Source organism: Dyella flagellata, assembly GCF_030160275.1.
Lineage (GTDB): Bacteria > Pseudomonadota > Gammaproteobacteria > Xanthomonadales > Rhodanobacteraceae > Dyella_B > Dyella_B flagellata.
This window is the reverse complement of record NZ_BSOA01000049.1, coordinates 194,649-210,244: the sequence shown is the minus strand read 5'-3', so window position 1 is coordinate 210,244 and position 15,596 is coordinate 194,649. Positions and strand designations below refer to the sequence as shown.

18 protein-coding genes are annotated in these 15,596 nt (G+C 63.1%); 11 read left to right on the top strand and 7 right to left on the bottom strand.

The genetic code is table 11. The annotated features are described in order from the left end of the window. Nucleotides 1-7 precede the first annotated feature (7 nt). Nucleotides 8-934: a 2OG-Fe(II) oxygenase gene (locus tag QQJ96_RS21120; protein ID WP_284333998.1), complete on the top strand. Its 927-nt coding sequence runs from the start codon at nucleotides 8-10 to the stop codon at nucleotides 932-934. Nucleotides 935-1,004: 70 nt separating this feature from the next. Here the strand turns inward: QQJ96_RS21120 and gap are convergent, their stop codons facing one another. After that, nucleotides 1,005-2,018: a type I glyceraldehyde-3-phosphate dehydrogenase gene (gene gap, locus QQJ96_RS21115; protein WP_284333997.1), complete on the bottom strand. Its 1,014-nt coding sequence runs from the start codon at nucleotides 2,016-2,018 to the stop codon at nucleotides 1,005-1,007. Nucleotides 2,019-2,187: 169 nt separating this feature from the next. Here gap and QQJ96_RS21110 point away from each other — a divergent pair, with 169 nt between their 5' ends. The 4 genes from QQJ96_RS21110 to QQJ96_RS21095 all read left to right on the top strand — a co-directional run bounded on the left by QQJ96_RS21110 (nucleotide 2,188) and on the right by QQJ96_RS21095 (nucleotide 6,474). After that, nucleotides 2,188-3,000 (top strand): S1/P1 nuclease, encoded by an 813-nt coding sequence (locus QQJ96_RS21110; protein ID WP_284333996.1) that lies wholly within the window; start codon nucleotides 2,188-2,190, stop codon nucleotides 2,998-3,000. Between the two features lie 328 nt (nucleotides 3,001-3,328). Beyond that, nucleotides 3,329-4,801 carry a pyruvate kinase gene (gene pyk, locus QQJ96_RS21105; protein ID WP_284333995.1) on the top strand — a complete coding sequence of 491 codons (1,473 nt, stop codon included), beginning with the start codon at nucleotides 3,329-3,331 and terminating at the stop codon, nucleotides 4,799-4,801. 86 nt (nucleotides 4,802-4,887) lie between these two features. After that, nucleotides 4,888-5,334 (top strand): energy transducer TonB, encoded by a 447-nt coding sequence (locus tag QQJ96_RS21100; RefSeq protein WP_284333994.1) that lies wholly within the window; start codon nucleotides 4,888-4,890, stop codon nucleotides 5,332-5,334. 135 nt (nucleotides 5,335-5,469) lie between these two features. Continuing rightward, nucleotides 5,470-6,474, top strand: a complete 1,005-nt coding sequence (locus tag QQJ96_RS21095; protein ID WP_284333993.1) for a class I fructose-bisphosphate aldolase — start codon at nucleotides 5,470-5,472, stop codon at nucleotides 6,472-6,474. A 77-nt stretch (nucleotides 6,475-6,551) separates the two neighbouring features. Here QQJ96_RS21095 and QQJ96_RS21090 read toward each other — a convergent pair whose 3' ends face one another. After that, complete coding sequence (locus QQJ96_RS21090) at nucleotides 6,552-7,145, bottom strand: outer membrane protein (RefSeq protein ID WP_284333992.1); 594 nt, start codon at nucleotides 7,143-7,145, stop codon at nucleotides 6,552-6,554. A gap of 275 nt (nucleotides 7,146-7,420) precedes the next feature. Between QQJ96_RS21090 and tkt the strand changes: the two genes are divergently transcribed. Next, the gene (gene tkt / locus QQJ96_RS21085; RefSeq protein ID WP_284333991.1) at nucleotides 7,421-9,415 is read left to right on the top strand and encodes a transketolase; all 1,995 of its coding nucleotides are present in this window, start codon (nucleotides 7,421-7,423) and stop codon (nucleotides 9,413-9,415) included. A 50-nt stretch (nucleotides 9,416-9,465) separates the two neighbouring features. On the opposite strand, the gene QQJ96_RS21080 is transcribed toward tkt, so the two are convergent. From QQJ96_RS21080 to QQJ96_RS21065, 4 genes are read right to left on the bottom strand one after another with little or no spacing between them, the layout of a single operon-like run. After that, nucleotides 9,466-9,879: a hypothetical protein gene (locus QQJ96_RS21080; RefSeq protein WP_284333990.1), complete on the bottom strand. Its 414-nt coding sequence runs from the start codon at nucleotides 9,877-9,879 to the stop codon at nucleotides 9,466-9,468. Further along, complete coding sequence (locus QQJ96_RS21075) at nucleotides 9,876-10,364, bottom strand: Mpo1 family 2-hydroxy fatty acid dioxygenase (protein ID WP_284333989.1); 489 nt, start codon at nucleotides 10,362-10,364, stop codon at nucleotides 9,876-9,878. The genes QQJ96_RS21080 and QQJ96_RS21075 overlap by 4 nt, the downstream gene beginning before the upstream one ends. Next, complete coding sequence (locus QQJ96_RS21070; protein WP_284333988.1) at nucleotides 10,364-10,696, bottom strand: DMT family transporter; 333 nt, start codon at nucleotides 10,694-10,696, stop codon at nucleotides 10,364-10,366. Before QQJ96_RS21070 ends, QQJ96_RS21075 begins: the two co-directional genes overlap by 1 nt. Further along, nucleotides 10,693-11,589, bottom strand: a complete 897-nt coding sequence (locus QQJ96_RS21065) for a phosphoribosylaminoimidazolesuccinocarboxamide synthase (protein WP_284333987.1) — start codon at nucleotides 11,587-11,589, stop codon at nucleotides 10,693-10,695. The genes QQJ96_RS21070 and QQJ96_RS21065 overlap by 4 nt, the downstream gene beginning before the upstream one ends. Nucleotides 11,590-11,689: 100 nt before the next feature. On the opposite strand from QQJ96_RS21065, the gene QQJ96_RS21060 reads away from it, so the two are divergent. The 3 genes from QQJ96_RS21060 (at nucleotide 11,690) to rpe (ending at nucleotide 13,581) form a co-directional block, all read left to right on the top strand. Then, nucleotides 11,690-12,013, top strand: coding sequence for a c-type cytochrome (locus QQJ96_RS21060; protein ID WP_284333986.1), 324 nt, complete (start codon nucleotides 11,690-11,692; stop codon nucleotides 12,011-12,013). Then, the gene (gene djlA, locus QQJ96_RS21055; protein ID WP_284333985.1) at nucleotides 12,010-12,816 is read left to right on the top strand and encodes a co-chaperone DjlA; all 807 of its coding nucleotides are present in this window, start codon (nucleotides 12,010-12,012) and stop codon (nucleotides 12,814-12,816) included. The genes QQJ96_RS21060 and djlA overlap by 4 nt, the downstream gene beginning before the upstream one ends. Nucleotides 12,817-12,912: 96 nt before the next feature. Continuing rightward, nucleotides 12,913-13,581: a ribulose-phosphate 3-epimerase gene (rpe, locus tag QQJ96_RS21050; protein WP_284333984.1), complete on the top strand. Its 669-nt coding sequence runs from the start codon at nucleotides 12,913-12,915 to the stop codon at nucleotides 13,579-13,581. 414 nt (nucleotides 13,582-13,995) lie between these two features. On the opposite strand, the gene QQJ96_RS21045 is transcribed toward rpe, so the two are convergent. Next, entirely contained in the window at nucleotides 13,996-14,151 is a 156-nt protein-coding gene (locus tag QQJ96_RS21045; RefSeq protein WP_284333983.1) for a hypothetical protein, read from the bottom strand. Between the two features lie 137 nt (nucleotides 14,152-14,288). On the opposite strand from QQJ96_RS21045, the gene pdsR reads away from it, so the two are divergent. Together pdsR and QQJ96_RS21035 are read left to right on the top strand one after the other, a co-directional pair. Further along, nucleotides 14,289-14,978: a proteobacterial dedicated sortase system response regulator gene (pdsR, locus tag QQJ96_RS21040; RefSeq protein WP_284333982.1), complete on the top strand. Its 690-nt coding sequence runs from the start codon at nucleotides 14,289-14,291 to the stop codon at nucleotides 14,976-14,978. Then, entirely contained in the window at nucleotides 14,978-15,574 is a 597-nt protein-coding gene (locus QQJ96_RS21035; RefSeq protein ID WP_284333981.1) for a hypothetical protein, read from the top strand. The genes pdsR and QQJ96_RS21035 overlap by 1 nt, the downstream gene beginning before the upstream one ends. The last annotated feature ends 22 nt before the right edge of the window (nucleotides 15,575-15,596 follow it).

The following is a 15,596-nucleotide window of genomic DNA, read 5'->3' as shown; positions in this document are numbered from 1 at the left end:
GGATTGCATGCAAGCCGCTGCAGGAACCGCCATCATCAATCCGGCCGTATTGGCCAAGCTAGCCGAGTATTCCAATGAATTCGCGGCCGCGATGCCGTTTCCGCACGTCGTCATCGACGATTTTCTCGAGCCGGCTTTCGCGCAAGCTCTGCTGGATGCTTTTCCCGCGTTCGAGCGCGGCAATTTCATCGGCGACGGCGGCGAGCCAGGCGGCAAATCCACCTTGGCGAAGGTGCGAAGCCTGGGGCCGGCTTACCAGCAGTTGGATGATGCGATTCAAAACCGGGCCTTCCTGGATGCGATCGGCCGTGTCACTGGCATCGATGGCTTGATCTACGATCCTTGGTACTTGGGGGGCGGCACGCACGAAAATCGCAACGGCATGTCGCTGGATGCGCACGTGGATTTCAATTACCACCCCAGCGAACGCTGGCATCGCCGGCTCAATCTCATCGTCTATCTCAACCACGAGTGGGATCAGGCATGGGGTGGTTGTCTGGAGTTGTTCCGCGACCCGCATGTGGATGGCCGCGCTTCGCGCCTGGTAAGTCCGGCGTTCAATCGCTGCGTGATCTTCGAGACCTCGGAGCGTTCATGGCATGGCTTCGACCCCATTCGCTTGCCCGAGAAGCAAGCCGACATGACGCGGCGCTCGGTGGCGCTGTACTTCTACACCAAGGACCGTCCAGCAGAAGAAACCGCGGGACGGCACACTACCTTCTACGTCAACCGCCAGCTGTCCGAGCGTTTCACCGAGGGGCATGCGCTCACGCGCGGCGACCTGGCGGAAATCAAGCAACTGCTGGAACAGCGCGATGCACATATCCGCATGCTTTACGCTGACAACACCGCATTGCGTGCCGCACAGGATAGTGGCCTGACCGGCCATCTGCTTTATCTTGCCAAGCGGGCGTTCGTACGCTTCCGTCGCTAAGCCCGCTGCGTAATCCCTAAAAAAACGGCCGCCCGAGGGCGGCCGTTTTGCATGAAGCGGGGGACTTGGCTTACTTCGCCGCCAGCAAGGCCTTGGTCATGTCCAGCATGCGGTTGGAGAAGCCCCACTCGTTGTCGTACCAGCTCAGCACCTTGACCAGGGTGCCGCCCATCACGCGCGTCTGCGTTGAGTCGTAGATGGAGGAGTGGGCATTGTGGTTGAAGTCGATCGAGACCAGCGGCTTGGTGTTGACCGCCAGAATGCCCTTCAACGCGCCGTTGGCGGCTTCGTTGATCGCGGCGTCGATTTCTTCCTTGCTGGTGTTGCGCGCGGCCACGAAGGAGAGGTCGACCACCGACACGTTGATGGTCGGCACGCGGATCGCGAAGCCGTCCAGCTTGCCGGCCAGCTCAGGCAGCACCAGGCCCACCGCCGCTGCAGCGCCGGTCTTGGTCGGGATCTGCGAATGCGTGGCCGAACGGGCGCGGCGCAGGTCGGAGTGGTAGACGTCAGTCAGTACCTGGTCGTTGGTGTAGGCGTGGATGGTGGTCATCAGGCCGTGCACGATGCCGATCTTCTCGTGCAGCACCTTGGCCAGCGGCGCCAGGCAGTTGGTGGTGCACGAAGCGTTGGAGATCACCTGGTGCGCGGCGGTGAGCTGGTCGTGGTTCACGCCATACACGAAGGTGCCGTCCACGTCCTTATCGCCGGGCGCGGAGATGATCACTTTCTTCGCGCCGGCCGCGAGGTGGGCGCCGCCCTTGGCCTTGGAGGTGAACAGGCCGGTGCATTCCAGCACCACGTCGACGCCCAGTTCGCCCCAGGGCAGCTTGGACGGGTCGCGCTCGGCGCAGACCTTGATGCGGTCGCCATTGACGATCAGTTCGCCGCCTTCCACCGATACTTCGCCGGGGAATCGGCCATGGGCAGTGTCATACTGCGTCAGGTGCGCGTTGGTTTCGGCGTTGCCGAGGTCGTTGACCGCGACGATCTGGATTTCGTTCGTGCGCTTGGCTTCGTACAGCGCGCGCAGAGTATTGCGGCCGATGCGACCGTAACCGTTGATGGCGACCTTGATGGCCATGGGACAGCGTCCTCCAAAGGATGATGGGGCAGCAAAGCGGCGGCACGCTGGCCGCCGAAACCCGCATTCTAGCCCGAACCGGCGCTCTCCCTCACCCGGGCGGGCCGCTCACGTCGGATTGTCATAACGCATGTGGCATCATCCCGCACTTGTTTCCAAGGGATTGCCGATGTTTTTCGCCCGCCGTCTCGCTGCCGCCTTGTTCACCGCGCTGGCCGTCGCGCCCGCTGCCTACGCGTGGGGACCCCTGGGGCACAGCGTAGTGGCCGAACTGGCCCAGCGGCATTTGAGCCCGGCGGCCGAGGCTGAGGTGGAGCGCCTGCTGGCCTTGGATCACACCAAGTCGCTGGCCGATATCGCGAGCTGGCCGGACGAGATCCGCAACGATCCCAAGCAGCAGGCGCTGTGGAAGGAAACGCGTCCCCTGCACTACATCGACTTCCGCGATCCTTCCTGCAAGTACGTGCCGCCGCGCGATTGCAAGAATGGCCAGTGTGTAGTGGAAGCGATCCCGCGCTATGTCGCGATCTTGAGTGATCGCAGCCAGCCGGATGAGGTGCGGCTCAAGGCGCTCAAATTCGTGGTGCATTTCATCGGCGATCTGCACCAGCCACTGCATGCGGGCTATCGCGACGATGCCGGCGGCAATGCCTATCAGGTGCAATTCCAGGGACAAGGCTCGAACCTGCACCGGGTGTGGGATTCGGGTTTGCTGAGCACGCGTGGGCTGGACTGGAAGGCCTACGCCAAGCGGCTCGATGCCGAAGGCGCCGCCCCTCTGCCGCAGCCGATCGCGCCGTTGGACAAGCCGGTGGTGCAGTGGGCGGAAGAGTCCTGCCAGATCACGCGCGATATCTACCCTGCCGGTCACAAGATCGACCAGGCCTACATCGACGCCGAGCTGCCGGTCGCCGACAGCCGCCTGCGCGAAGCGGGCAGGCGACTGGCTGAGGTCTTGAACCTGGCGCTGCAAAACGGCTGAATCAGGGAAATCGCATTGCCCTTAAGTGGCGTGCAGATCGCAGGTATTGTCGTAGCCGAAAACTTAAGTTGCAGGGATCTGGCGCTACCTTCAAGACGCGCGAAGCCGATCCGATGGCGGCGCGTGTGCGAACCATGCGCCATCGTATAGACATGCATGCGTGTGCCAGCTTCTACGGGACACGCTTTTACGTCTTTCCGTCCAATTGCCATAGCGGGCTTTGCCGCGCTGCCGCACGCAATATTGCATACGTTTGCACGCAAAAAGATATTGCAGGGTCGCCATGGTGTTCTGTTAGTCTCGTCCGACAAATTTCAAAACTCCCGCAATGGCCACCGACACTCCTTCCCGCCGCACCAAGATCGTCGCAACCCTGGGCCCCGCCACCGACGCGCCCGGCATGCTCGAAAAAATCCTTACCGAAGGCGTCAATGTCGTACGCCTCAATCTCTCGCATGGCCAGGCCGACGATCACCGCGCTCGCGCGGCAGCGGTGCGCAAGGCGGCCGAGAAGGTTGGCCGTGAGGTGGGTATTCTCGCCGACCTGCAGGGGCCGAAGATTCGCGTCGAGCGATTTGCCAATGGTCCGGTCGAGTTGCGTGACGGCGATCCGTTCGTGCTCGATTGCCGTTCCGATGCGCCGCCCGGTGACAACACTCGCGTGGGTGTGAGTTATCTGGGCTTGCCCAGGGATGTCGAGGCGGGCGACGTGCTGCTGCTGGATGATGGCTTGGTCGCGCTCACTGTGCTTGAAGTGGCCGGCAGCGAGATACGCTGCAAGGTGCTGATCGGCGGGCGTCTTTCCGATCGCAAGGGCTTGAATCGCCAGGGCGGCGGCTTGTCCGTCGATGCACTGTCCGAAAAGGACAAGGCGGATATCAAGCTTGCCGCGGAAATCGGTGCGGATTTCCTGGCCGTGTCGTTCGTGCGCTCCGCTGCAGACATGGATCTCGCGCGCCGCCTGCTCAAGGAGGCCGGCGGCAATGCCTCGCTGGTGGCGAAGATCGAGCGCGCGGACGCGATTCCGGTACTCGGCGAAATCATCGATGCCTCCGACGTGGTGATGGTGGCGCGCGGCGACCTGGGCGTGGAAATCGGCGACGCCGAGCTGCCGGGCCTGCAGAAGAAGATCATCCGTGAAACCGTGCAGCGCAATCGCGCCGTCATCACCGCGACGCAAATGCTGCAGTCGATGGTGCGCTCGCCCATTCCCACCCGCGCCGAAGTGCTGGATGTGGCCAACGCCGTCATCGACGGCACGGATGCGGTGATGCTGTCGGAGGAATCGGCGGCCGGTGCGCATCCGGACAAGGCGGTGGCGGCGCTGCGTCGCATTTGCCTGGGTGCCGAGCGCCAGTTCGAGCCGAAGGAAGACCTTACCAAGAATGCGCACCACCTGGATCGTACCGATCAGGCGATTGCGTTGGCGGCGATGTTGCTGGCCAGCGAGATCGGCGTGCGTGCGATCGTGGCTCTGACCGAATCGGGCGCAACCGCCCAGTGGTTGTCGCGCTATCGCAGCGCCGTACCGATTTACGCGCTGTCGCCGTTCGATGATGCGCGCCGCCGCATGTTGGTTTTGCGCGACGTGCAGCCGGTGAAATTCACGCATGACACCTTGAATCCGGCGGTGTCTGCACGCGAAGCGGTGCGTCAGCTGTTTACCGCCGGCAAGCTGGCCGAGGGCGATCGGGTGGTGCTTACGCACGGTGACCATATCGGCAAGGGCGGCGGCACCAATACGCTGAAGCTGTTGTCGGTGGGAGCCGATGGCGTGGTGGAAAGCCTGCGCGACCTGTAACGGAATCGCCAACCCGCTGCGCCGCAGCGTCGCGGGTTGGCTAGACTGGCGGCACGTCCCCACAGCTCTACATCGGAGGTTCCGCCATGCGCACGACGACTCGTTTCGCCTCATCCCTGTTCGTGGCAACCCTGCTGGCGGCAGGTATGCCGGCCATGGCGCAAGAGGCGCCCAGGGTGGCGCCGGACCAGTTGTCCCAGGACTGGGTCCTGCTCAACCGCGACGTTTCGGTGGACGTGCCCAACAGCGGTGTGAACCTCTACAAGCCCAGTTGTATCGCGGTTACCTACCTGATCGGCAACGATGGCGTGCCGATGAACGTGCAGGTGGCCAAGATGGCGCCCTCCAGCGACCTGGGCAAGGCGGCGGTGAGCGCGGTGTCCCATTTCCGCTACGGACCCTCGCTCAGCAACAAAAACCACACGCCGGTAGCCACTTACTACGTCGTTCCGTTCAATTCTCCCGACGACCCAGCCAAGCGCGCCCAGCTGATGGCTCCTTGCAAGCTGCCCGGGTACGGTCAGGCCGCCTGAGCGGCCTCTTGGGGCCGTGTGAACGCCCCGCCGACGGGATGGGGCTATAATCGCGCGCTTTCCAGCTTGTCCGCCCGACCGGGTGGCATCCCTCCCTTGCGGCCACCGGCCGCCAAAGTTTTACGGAGTCGTCCAATGAGCATTGAAGATCTCGAGAGCGTCGCACTGGCCATGGTGGCACCGGGCAAGGGCATCATCGCCATCGACGAATCGACCAACACCATCAAGAAGCGCTTCGAGGCGGTCGGCATCGAGAACACCGAGGAAAATCGCCGCGCCTACCGCGAGCTGCTGCTCACCACGCCGAATCTGTCCGAACACATTTCAGGCGCGATCCTGTACGACGAGACGATCCGTCAATCCACCAAGGATGGCGTGCCGTTCACCCAGATCATGAAGAAGCACGGCATCATTCCGGGCATCAAGGTGGACAAGGGCACCGTGCCGCTGGCCGGTTTCCCGGGCGACGTGGTGACCGAGGGCCTCGATGGCCTGCGCGAGCGCCTGGCCGAGTACGTGAAGCTTGGCGCGCAATTCGCCAAGTGGCGTGCGGTGATCAACATCAGCGAAGACAACCCCAGCTCCACCGCGATCGAAGCGAACACTCACGCGCTGGCCCGCTACGCCGCGCTGTGCCAGGAAGCCGGCCTGGTGCCGATGGTGGAGCCGGAAGTGATCATGGATGGCGACCACAGTATCGAGGTGAGCTACGAAGTGCATGAAGCCGTGCTGCGCAGCCTGTTCAATGCGCTGTACGAGCAAAACGTGCTGCTGGAAGGCACCATCCTGAAGGTCAGCATGGTGATTCCGGGCAAGGATGCGGATGAACAGGCCAGCGTCGAGGAAGTGGCCGAAGCCACCGTGCGCGTGCTCAAGACCACGGTGCCGGCGACGCTGCCGGGCATCGTGTTCCTTTCCGGCGGTCAGACGGACGAGCAGTCGACCGCGCACCTCAATGCGATGAACCGCATGGGCCCGCACCCGTGGCCGCTGTCCTTCTCCTACGGCCGCGCGATGCAGCAGGCCGCGTTGAAGCTGTGGTCCAAGGACATGAAGGCGCAGTACGCCGATGCACAGAAAGTGGTGCATGCGCGTGCCAAGGACAATGGCCTGGCCGCGCTGGGTCAATGGAAGGGCTGATCAGCCCAGCCTCTGCAGGCATAAGAAAAGAGCGCCGCACGGCGCTCTTTTCGTTTTGCAGCCGATAGCACGCTCGATCAGAAGCGATATTCCACCGAAGCCGTATAGGCATTGGTCTGCAACTGCACGCCATGGTTGCGGGCCGAACCGTCGTAGTAGTTGTAGTTCACGCCCACGCTCCAGTTCTGGCTGATGTTGTAGCCCACGCCCACGCCAGCGTAGTAGCGGGTGCGATCGAAGCGCTGATAGCTCGAGTTGACGCTGTCGGTCAGACCCTGGCCTTGGGCATAGAAGGCGCCGGCACGCACTTCGCCATACCAGTCGGGGGTGAAGTTGTAGCGCAGGTTCGCGCCGAGGGTCGGACCGTACAGCTTGGAGCGCAGCGAGGATTGATTCGAATCGCGAGCGTCGATACGGCCAAGATACTCATAGCCGGCTTCCACACCGACCGACATGGCCGGATTGATCGCGAAGCGGTAACCGCCCTTGAGGCCGCCGATCGCATCGCCATTGGAATCGTACGGACCCTTGTTGATCTGGCCGTAGCCGACCTCGGCATCGGCATACCAGCCCTGCTGAGCCGTTGGCGTGGAGGCATTTTGTGCGAAAGCGGCGGGTACCGCGGCAAAGCCCACGGCGGCCAGGGCAACAGCGAACAGCGTCTTCTTCATGGGGTACTCCTTGTTATGCATGGATCGGAAGCCCGGCACAGAGGGGGAAGCCGAGCGTCCGTACGCACGCTTGAGCGATGCGTGGCCATGAGATAAGGACGTGCCCGATAGATTCAATACTGCTTGGTTCAGTATTAAGAATTGATTAAGATTGCACGCCGTGGTGCTTCGGCGCGCAGGAAAGTCCGGTTCTTCCGGTCCCTCGGGTCGCACGACAGGAAGCCGTCGATCAGCGACAATACGCCCTTTTGCGCCTGCCCCCGGAGATACCCCTGATGACGTCCCGCCGCGTACTCGCCAACGCCGTCCGCGCCCTTGCCATGGATGCCGTGGAGGCAGCCAAGTCCGGTCACCCTGGCATGCCGATGGGCATGGCCGACATCGCCGAAGTGCTGTGGAACGATTTCCTCAAGTACAACCCCGGCAACCCGAAATGGCCCAACCGCGACCGCTTCGTGCTGTCCAACGGCCACGGCTCGATGCTGCAATACGCACTGCTGCACCTGACCGGCTTCGATCTGCCGATGGCGCAGCTCAAGCGCTTCCGTCAGCTGCATTCCAAGACCGCCGGCCACCCGGAAGCGAGCGAAACCCCGGGCGTGGAAACCACCACCGGTCCGCTGGGCCAGGGCCTGGCCAACTCGGTCGGTTTTGCCTTGGCGGAAAAGCTGCTCGCCGAGCACTTCAATCGCCCCGGCCACGCCATCGTTGATCACCACACGTTCGTGTTCATGGGTGACGGCTGCCTGATGGAAGGTGTCTCGCACGAAGCCGCCTCGCTGGCCGGCACGTGGAGGCTGGGCAAGCTGGTCGCGATCTACGACGACAACAACATCTCCATCGACGGCGAAGTGGAAGGCTGGTTCACCGACGACACGCCCAAGCGTTTCGAAGCCTATGGCTGGAACGTGATTCGTGGCGTGGACGGCCACGATGCGGAAGCGGTGAAGAAGGCGATCGCCGCCGCTACGGCGCAGCACGAAAAGCCTACGCTGATCTGCTGCAAGACCATCATCGGCTTCGGTGCCCCGCATAAGCAGGGCAAGGAAGAATCGCACGGCGCACCGCTGGGCAAGGACGAAATCGTGGCCGCGCGCGATGAACTCGACTGGCGTCATCCGCCCTTCGAGATCCCTGAGGACATCTACGCGGCCTGGGACAAGAAGAAAGTCGGCGCCGAGCGCGAGCAGCAGTGGAACGAAGCGTTCGCCAAGTACATGGCCGAGTATCCGGAGCTTGCCGCGGAATTCCGCCGTCGCACGGCGGGCGAGTTGCCGGCCGACTGGGCCAAGCAGTCGCAAGCTTACGTGGAAAAAGTGCAGGCCGACGGCCCCGACGTCGCCTCCCGCAAGGCCTCGCAGATGGCGCTGGATGCGTTCGGTCCGCTGCTACCGGAAATGGTCGGCGGCTCGGCCGACCTGGCCGGCTCCAATCTCACCATGTGGAAGGGTAGCCGCAGCGTCACCGGTGCAGATGGCAACTACGTGCACTATGGCGTACGCGAATTCGGCATGAGCGCGATCGCCAACGGTCTGGCGTTGCACGGCGGCTTCATTCCCTACGATGGAACGTTCCTGGTTTTCTCTGACTACGCCCGTAACGCGGTGCGTATGAGTGCGCTGATTCCCTCGCATGCCATCCACGTGTATACGCACGATTCGATCGGTTTGGGCGAAGACGGCCCCACCCACCAGCCGGTGGAGCATCTTGCCTCGCTGCGTCTGATTCCGAACAATCGCCTATGGCGTCCGTGCGACGCGGTGGAGTCGGCGGTGTCCTGGAAGGAGGCGATCGAGCACAAGCGCGGTCCGTCCTGCCTGATCTTCTCGCGCCAGACGCTCAAGCATCAGCAGCGCACAGCGCAGCAGTTGGCCGACATCAAGCGCGGCGCATACGTGTTGCTTGATCCGGCCGATACCAAGTTCAAGGCGATCCTGATCGCCACCGGTTCCGAAGTCGAGCTGGCCATGGAAGCCGCGCGCACGCTCGCGCAACAGAATGTGCCGGTGCGTGTGGTGTCGATGCCCTGCAACGAAGTGTTCGATGCCCAGCCACTGGAATACCGCGAAGGCGTATTGCCCGGTTGGTGCCGCGCGCGCGTCGCAGTGGAAGCGGCGAGTGCCGATTTCTGGCGCAAGTACGTGGGCCTGGATGGCGAAGTGATCGGCATGACCAGCTTCGGCGCTTCCGCGCCGGCCGGTGCGTTGTTCGAGCACTTTGGTTTCACCGTGGTGAATGTGATGGATGCGGTGAAGCGCGTAGTCGGTTAACGCGAGGCTTTATGTAAGCCCTCTCCCCCTGCGGGGGAGAGGGCAAGGCATCAAGCGCTTACCAGCGTAGTCGCAATACCAAACACGACTGCCATCACCACGGCCACCGCCACGCATGCGCTAGCCAGGCGAATCCGCCGCGCATCCACGCGCGGGATCAGGCGCCACAACGCAAGCACGCCAATCAGCATCGACAGCACGAGCGATATCCTGAACGCGCCGCTCGCAAGCAGAGGCCCGAAGGGCGGCCGGGTGACGCCAACATGCGCCGCGGCCATCGCGCCCATCAACAGCGTCAACGAGCTCCAGACCAGGCATGCCAGATAAGTACGGTTGAATACCACTGCCGCGCTTTCGCTCCAACGCAACACCATCCAGGCGATCGCGCTCGGCACAACCGCGCCAATGCTGCTGAAAAGGACCCACCAGATCAGGCTGCTGAGCAGCGCGAGCAAACCCGTCATGGTTTTTCCTTGAGGCCGATGCGGTTCAACAGTTTATCCATCAGCCACGCCGGGCCGACCAGTAAATAGGCGAGGTCGGTAAAGAAGCTCGGCCGCCTTCCCTCGAACAGGTGGCCAACGAATTGTCCGACCCACGCGACGGCAAATACCCCCGCCGCAAGCCAGCGCATGCGCATCGGCCCTAGCGGCTCCCATAGCCACGCGCAAATCAGCGCCAGGATCGCTAGCGCAATCAGCAAGGCGGCGCCCAGGCGATGCGAACGTTTCCAATACCATGCGAACGCTAGCACGATCGCAAACACGGCCCACGCCCCGGGGCGCAGCAGGCTTACCGGTACCGGCGCGGTCCATAGCAAGGCCAGCGCGCTCCACACGATCAGCGGCACGCAGATCCAGTGCAGTACGCGATTGATGGGGTGTTGATGGTCCTGGCTGTAGCTGGCCAGCCACTCACTCATGCTGCGTTGGCCGGAAGCGGTCGTCATCAGTGCGCGGAGTTCTTGGAAAACAGGTTCAGTACCAGCACGCCCGCGACGATCAGCGCGATCCCAAACAGGGCGGCTGGATCGAGCTTCTGCTTGTACAGCACCGTGCCGATCAGCGCGATAAGTGCCGTACCCACACCGGACCAGATCGCATAGGCAATGCCGAGCGGCACATTACGCAAGGCGAGGCTGAGGCAAAAGAAGGCGATGCCGTAACCGACGATCACCACCAGGCTGGGCGCCCATTGACTGAAGCCATCGGACGCCTTCAGGGCACTGGTGGCGATCACCTCGGCGAGGATCGCCACGCCAAGGCAGAGCCAGGCATTCATTCCAGCGTAATGCCGGCCAGGCGCTGCAGCGCTTCGGCGTACTTGGCCGAAGTGCCCGCGATCACTTGCGCCGGAACCTGCGGTCCCGGCGCCTTCTTGTTCCAGTCCAGGGTTTCCAGATAGTCGCGCACGAACTGCTTGTCGTAGCTCGGCGGACTGATTCCCACCTGGTACTGGTCGGCGGGCCAGAAGCGCGAGGAATCCGGGGTGAGCATTTCATCCATCACGTATAGCTTGCCGTCTTCGTCGGTGCCGAATTCGAACTTGGTGTCGGCGATGATGATGCCCCGCTCGGCCGCGTAGGCGGCGGCCCACTGGTAGATGGCCAGCGTCGCATTGCGCACTTGTTCGGCAAGGTCCTGGCCGACCGCCGCGATCACGGCATCGAAGCTCACGTTTTCATCGTGATCGCCCACCGCCGCCTTGGTCGATGGGGTAAAGATCGGTTGGGGCAATTGCTCGGCCTGGCGCAATCCGGCTGGCAGCTGGATACCGCACAGCGAACCGCTGGCCTGGTAATCCTTCCAGCCGGAGCCGATCAGGTAGCCGCGCGCGATGGCTTCCACCGGCACCGGCTTCAGGCGCTTGGTGACCACGGCGCGCTTGTGGTACAGCGCGAGGTCCGTGCCGGGCGGCAGCACTTCTTCCAATGGCGTGTGCAACAGATGATTGGGCACGATGTGCGCGGTTTTGCCGAACCAGAAATTGGAGATCTGCGTAAGCATCTCGCCCTTGCCGGGAATCGGATCAGGTAGCACCACATCGAAGGCGGACAGGCGGTCCGTGGCGACTATCAGCAGGCGGTTGCCGGACAGCGCGTAGACGTCGCGCACCTTGCCGCGATGGATCAGCTCCAGGCCAGGCAGGTTCGATTGCAGCAGGGTGGTGGGCACGGCGCGCTCCGAAAGCTAAGACAAGCGGACTATTGTACCGGCCGGCGCACGCGAGAACCCCTGCTATAGAATGGATGACTTTAATGCCTGTGTGCTCCCCATGCGATTCGTCCTGTTCGCGGCACTCGGTTTGACCTGTGCCTTGCCGGCGCTTGCCGCCGATCCGCTGCCTAAGCCGCTGCGATTGGGCCTGTGCGCGGCCTGTCATGGAGAAACCGGCATGGCGCAGATGCCTGGCGCCCCCAATCTCGCCGGGCAGCGGCTGGATTATCTGCGCCAGGCATTGAAGGAGTACCGCGACGGCACGCGCAACGTGCCGCTGATGCGTGCCGCCATTGGCCCGCTCAGCGACGCGGAGCTGGACCAGCTGGCGCGCTGGTATAGCGCACAGGTACCGCAATCCCAGGCTGCAGCGCACCCATGAGCTATACATTTACCATCTGCTTTGCGCTGGCGGGCCTGGTGCTTGGCCATGGCTTCATAAGCATGGGCGTAGGCGCGATCGTTGGCTTCATGTTTGACAATTTCCAGCATAGCCAGCGGCGTGCGGCGACCCCTGAGGCGGGTGGCTATGTCTCGCCGCTGTTCGCATTGCTGGGTGCCATTGCCAAATCCGATGGCCGCGTATCCGAAGCGGAAATCGCCATCGCCGAACGCATCATGCAACGCATGGGGCTGGATGGGGACGCGCGCCAGCAGGCGGTCAAGGCGTTCAACCAGGGCAAGCAGCCCGAGTTCGATGTGACCGGCCCGATCAATGCGCTGCGCCAATGGGCGGGCCTGCGCCGCGATCACGCCTTTCCCCTGGTCGACGTGGTGATTGAAACGGTGCTGGCCGAAGGCAGCCCGTCGCCGGAAAAGATGGCGATCCTGCGGCAGCTCGCCTTTGCCCTGCGCATCAGCGACATGGAACTGATGGCCCTGATGGCGATGAAGGGCTACGTGTGGCAGGGCGCCGCCGGTGCGCACGGGCGTGCCTATGGCACGGGCGGCGGTTATGTGCCCCCGCAGCGGAACACCCAAGGGCCTGATCCTTACGCCGTCCTGGGCATCACGCGGGATACCGATGAGCGCGCCATCAAGCGGGCCTACCGCAAGCTGATTTCCGAGCACCATCCCGATCGCCTGGGCGACCTGCCGGACGAGATGCGCAAGCGCGCCGAGGCGCGAGCCAGCGAAATCAATGCGGCGTACGAGCGGATCAAGGCCGAGCGCGGCTTTAAGTAGGCGGGAGGGCAGGAAACGGGAAGCCTGCCGGTGCCGTTAGAATGAGCGGCGGCTCCGCCCTTGAGCTTTCGTCCCGTTCCCCGCCTTGATAAAACCATGAGCAAACAATCTCCCGTCATCGCCCCCTCGATTCTCTCCGCCGATTTTGCCCGACTCGGCGAAGACACCGCCAAGGTGCTGGCTGCCGGGGGCGACTGGGTGCATTTCGATGTGATGGACAACCATTACGTGCCCAACCTGACCATGGGGCCGATGGTGCTCAAGGCGCTGCGCGATTACGGCATTGCCGCGCCGATCGACGTGCACCTGATGGTGAAGCCGGTGGATCGCATCGCGCCGGATTTCGCCAAGGCGGGCGCCAGCCTGATCAGCTTCCACCCGGAAGCGAGCGAGCATGTGGATCGCACCATCGGGCTGATCAAGGATGCTGGCTGCCAGGCGGGCCTGGTTTTCAATCCGGCCACGCCGCTGAACTGGCTCGACCACGTGCTGGACAAGCTCGACCTGGTGCTGATCATGTCGGTGAACCCAGGGTTCGGCGGCCAGAAATTCATTCCCGAGGCGCTTGAGAAGCTGCGCCGTGTGCGTCGCCTGATCGATGACAGCGGGCGGTCTATCCGCCTTGAAGTCGACGGTGGTGTCAGCGCGGAGAACATCGCCGCGATCGCGGCTGCCGGCGCGGACACCTTCGTGGCCGGCTCGGCCATCTTCGGTGCGCCCGATTACGCCAGCGTAATCGGCAAGATGCGCGCCGCCATCGGCTGATCCAGCTTGCAGTCAAGAGAAAACCCGGCACAGGGGGAAGTCTGTGCCGGGCTGGAGGGGCGTCGAAACGACGCTAGAGGAGACACCATCGGCAGTTGCAGCCTGCACGCGGCTGAAGGACGGGAGGCTCGGCCGTCAATCAGACCTCGGCGAGTTCCACGGCAATGGACTATGCGCCTGCCAGGTATTCGGACCGGGGTCGCTTCGAATGGTTCCCGTCCGGGCGAAAAAAAAATCCCCTCCGGGGTAGGGAGGGGAAGGAACGTCAGAGGACCAGCATTGACCGGGAAATGGCTTGATGAAGGGCTTGGCGTGCCGTGGGCGAGATCCATCTCGCCGGGTGGCGCGACCGGTACCCATCCCTGTGCGCCGGTCGCGCCCTTGGCTTTCCACAGCAGCTTCACATAGCAAAACTCAATGCAGACACAGCAGGGCGGCCAGCAAGAGAGAGCCCAGCGCCAGCACCACACGCAGCGGTTCGAAGCTACGTAGTTCCGCGTTGGGGTCGATAGAGGGGTCGGCGCGCATGGATTTGGCTCGTTGCGGTGTGGTGTTGGGAATATCAAACACCCGGCCAGGGCGTCGCCACCGGCACCCACGGGGCGTTCGGCCGACAGAATGTGGCATAACGCGGGCAAGCAAGCCGCCCGGCTTGCGCTGGCGCCCCTCGCATAGCACCCTGCGCGCCATCCTCACGAGGAATCCACATGGGACGCAGCATCGCCATCGTCGAAGACGAACCTCTTATCCGCGCCAATTACGTCGAAGCCCTGAACCGCTTCGGCTATGACACCCGCGGCTACGGCTCGCGGCAGGAGGCCTCCAACGCCTTCGCCATCCGCCTGCCCGAGCTGGTCATCATCGACATCGGCCTGGGCGACGAGCCGGAAGGCGGTTTCGATCTTTGCCGCGAGCTGCGCGCGAAATCGGCCACGCTGCCGATCATCTTCCTCACCGCGCGGGATTCGGATTTCGACGTGATCTCCGGCCTGCGCCTGGGGGCCGACGATTACCTCAGCAAGGACACCAGCCTGCACCAGCTGGCCGCGCGCATCGCCGCACTGTTCCGCCGCATCGAATCGCTAAAGGCGCCAGCTTCTAGTGAAACCGTGATCGGGCACGGTCCGCTGAAGCTCGAATCCGAGCGCATGCGCGTTACCTGGAACGATGAGGAAGTGCCGCTGACCGTGACCGAGTTCTGGATGGTGCATACCCTGGTGCGCTTCCCCGGCCACGTGAAAAACCGCGACCAGCTGATGCGCGAAGCCGAGTTGGTGGTGGATGACGCCACCATCACCTCGCACATCAAGCGCATTCGCAAGAAATTTATCGCCGTGGCGCCGGATTTCGATGCCATTGAAACCGTGCATGGCGTCGGTTACCGGTGGCGTCCGTGATGCGGCGACTGATCTTGTTTTTGCTGTTGGGTTTGCTGGCAACGCAGGCGTACTGCAAGAACGCGGATGCGCATACCGTCATCGTCTATGGCAAGGCTGTCCAGAACGGGCCTGGCTGGGCCATCGTGACCCAATCGCCTGAGGGCTGGACCAACGATTGCTGCAAGTTTGCCTCGGCGATCGGGGTCAATCTCGTGCTTTATCAAGGGGAGTGGACCGGCAAGCCTGAGCGGGTCATGGTGCTCAACGTTTGGCCGGCCAAGTTGCCTACGCTTGATGCGGACGTGCAGGAGGACCGCAAGCATTACCTCCAGTCCGACGCGCATGGACAGGCCGACGCCTTTGCGGTGGCCAATCCCAAGGCGATCGCTTGCCAAGGTGTGCTCTATCGCGGTTCCGATCAGATCGACGACGTCGTCGTATTCTGCGATCCCGGCAAGGCCAGCGGTATTCGCTACAGCTGGTCGATGACCGTCAGCGACACTGATCCCAACCGGCAGGCGCTGATCGGGACGTTCAAGCGGGTGGTAGAGCAATCCCTGTACATGAAATACGTATCGGACCAAAAGCCGGCTCACCCCGCGGCGGCGAAGTAAGCTTCGCACGTGCAAATCGGTA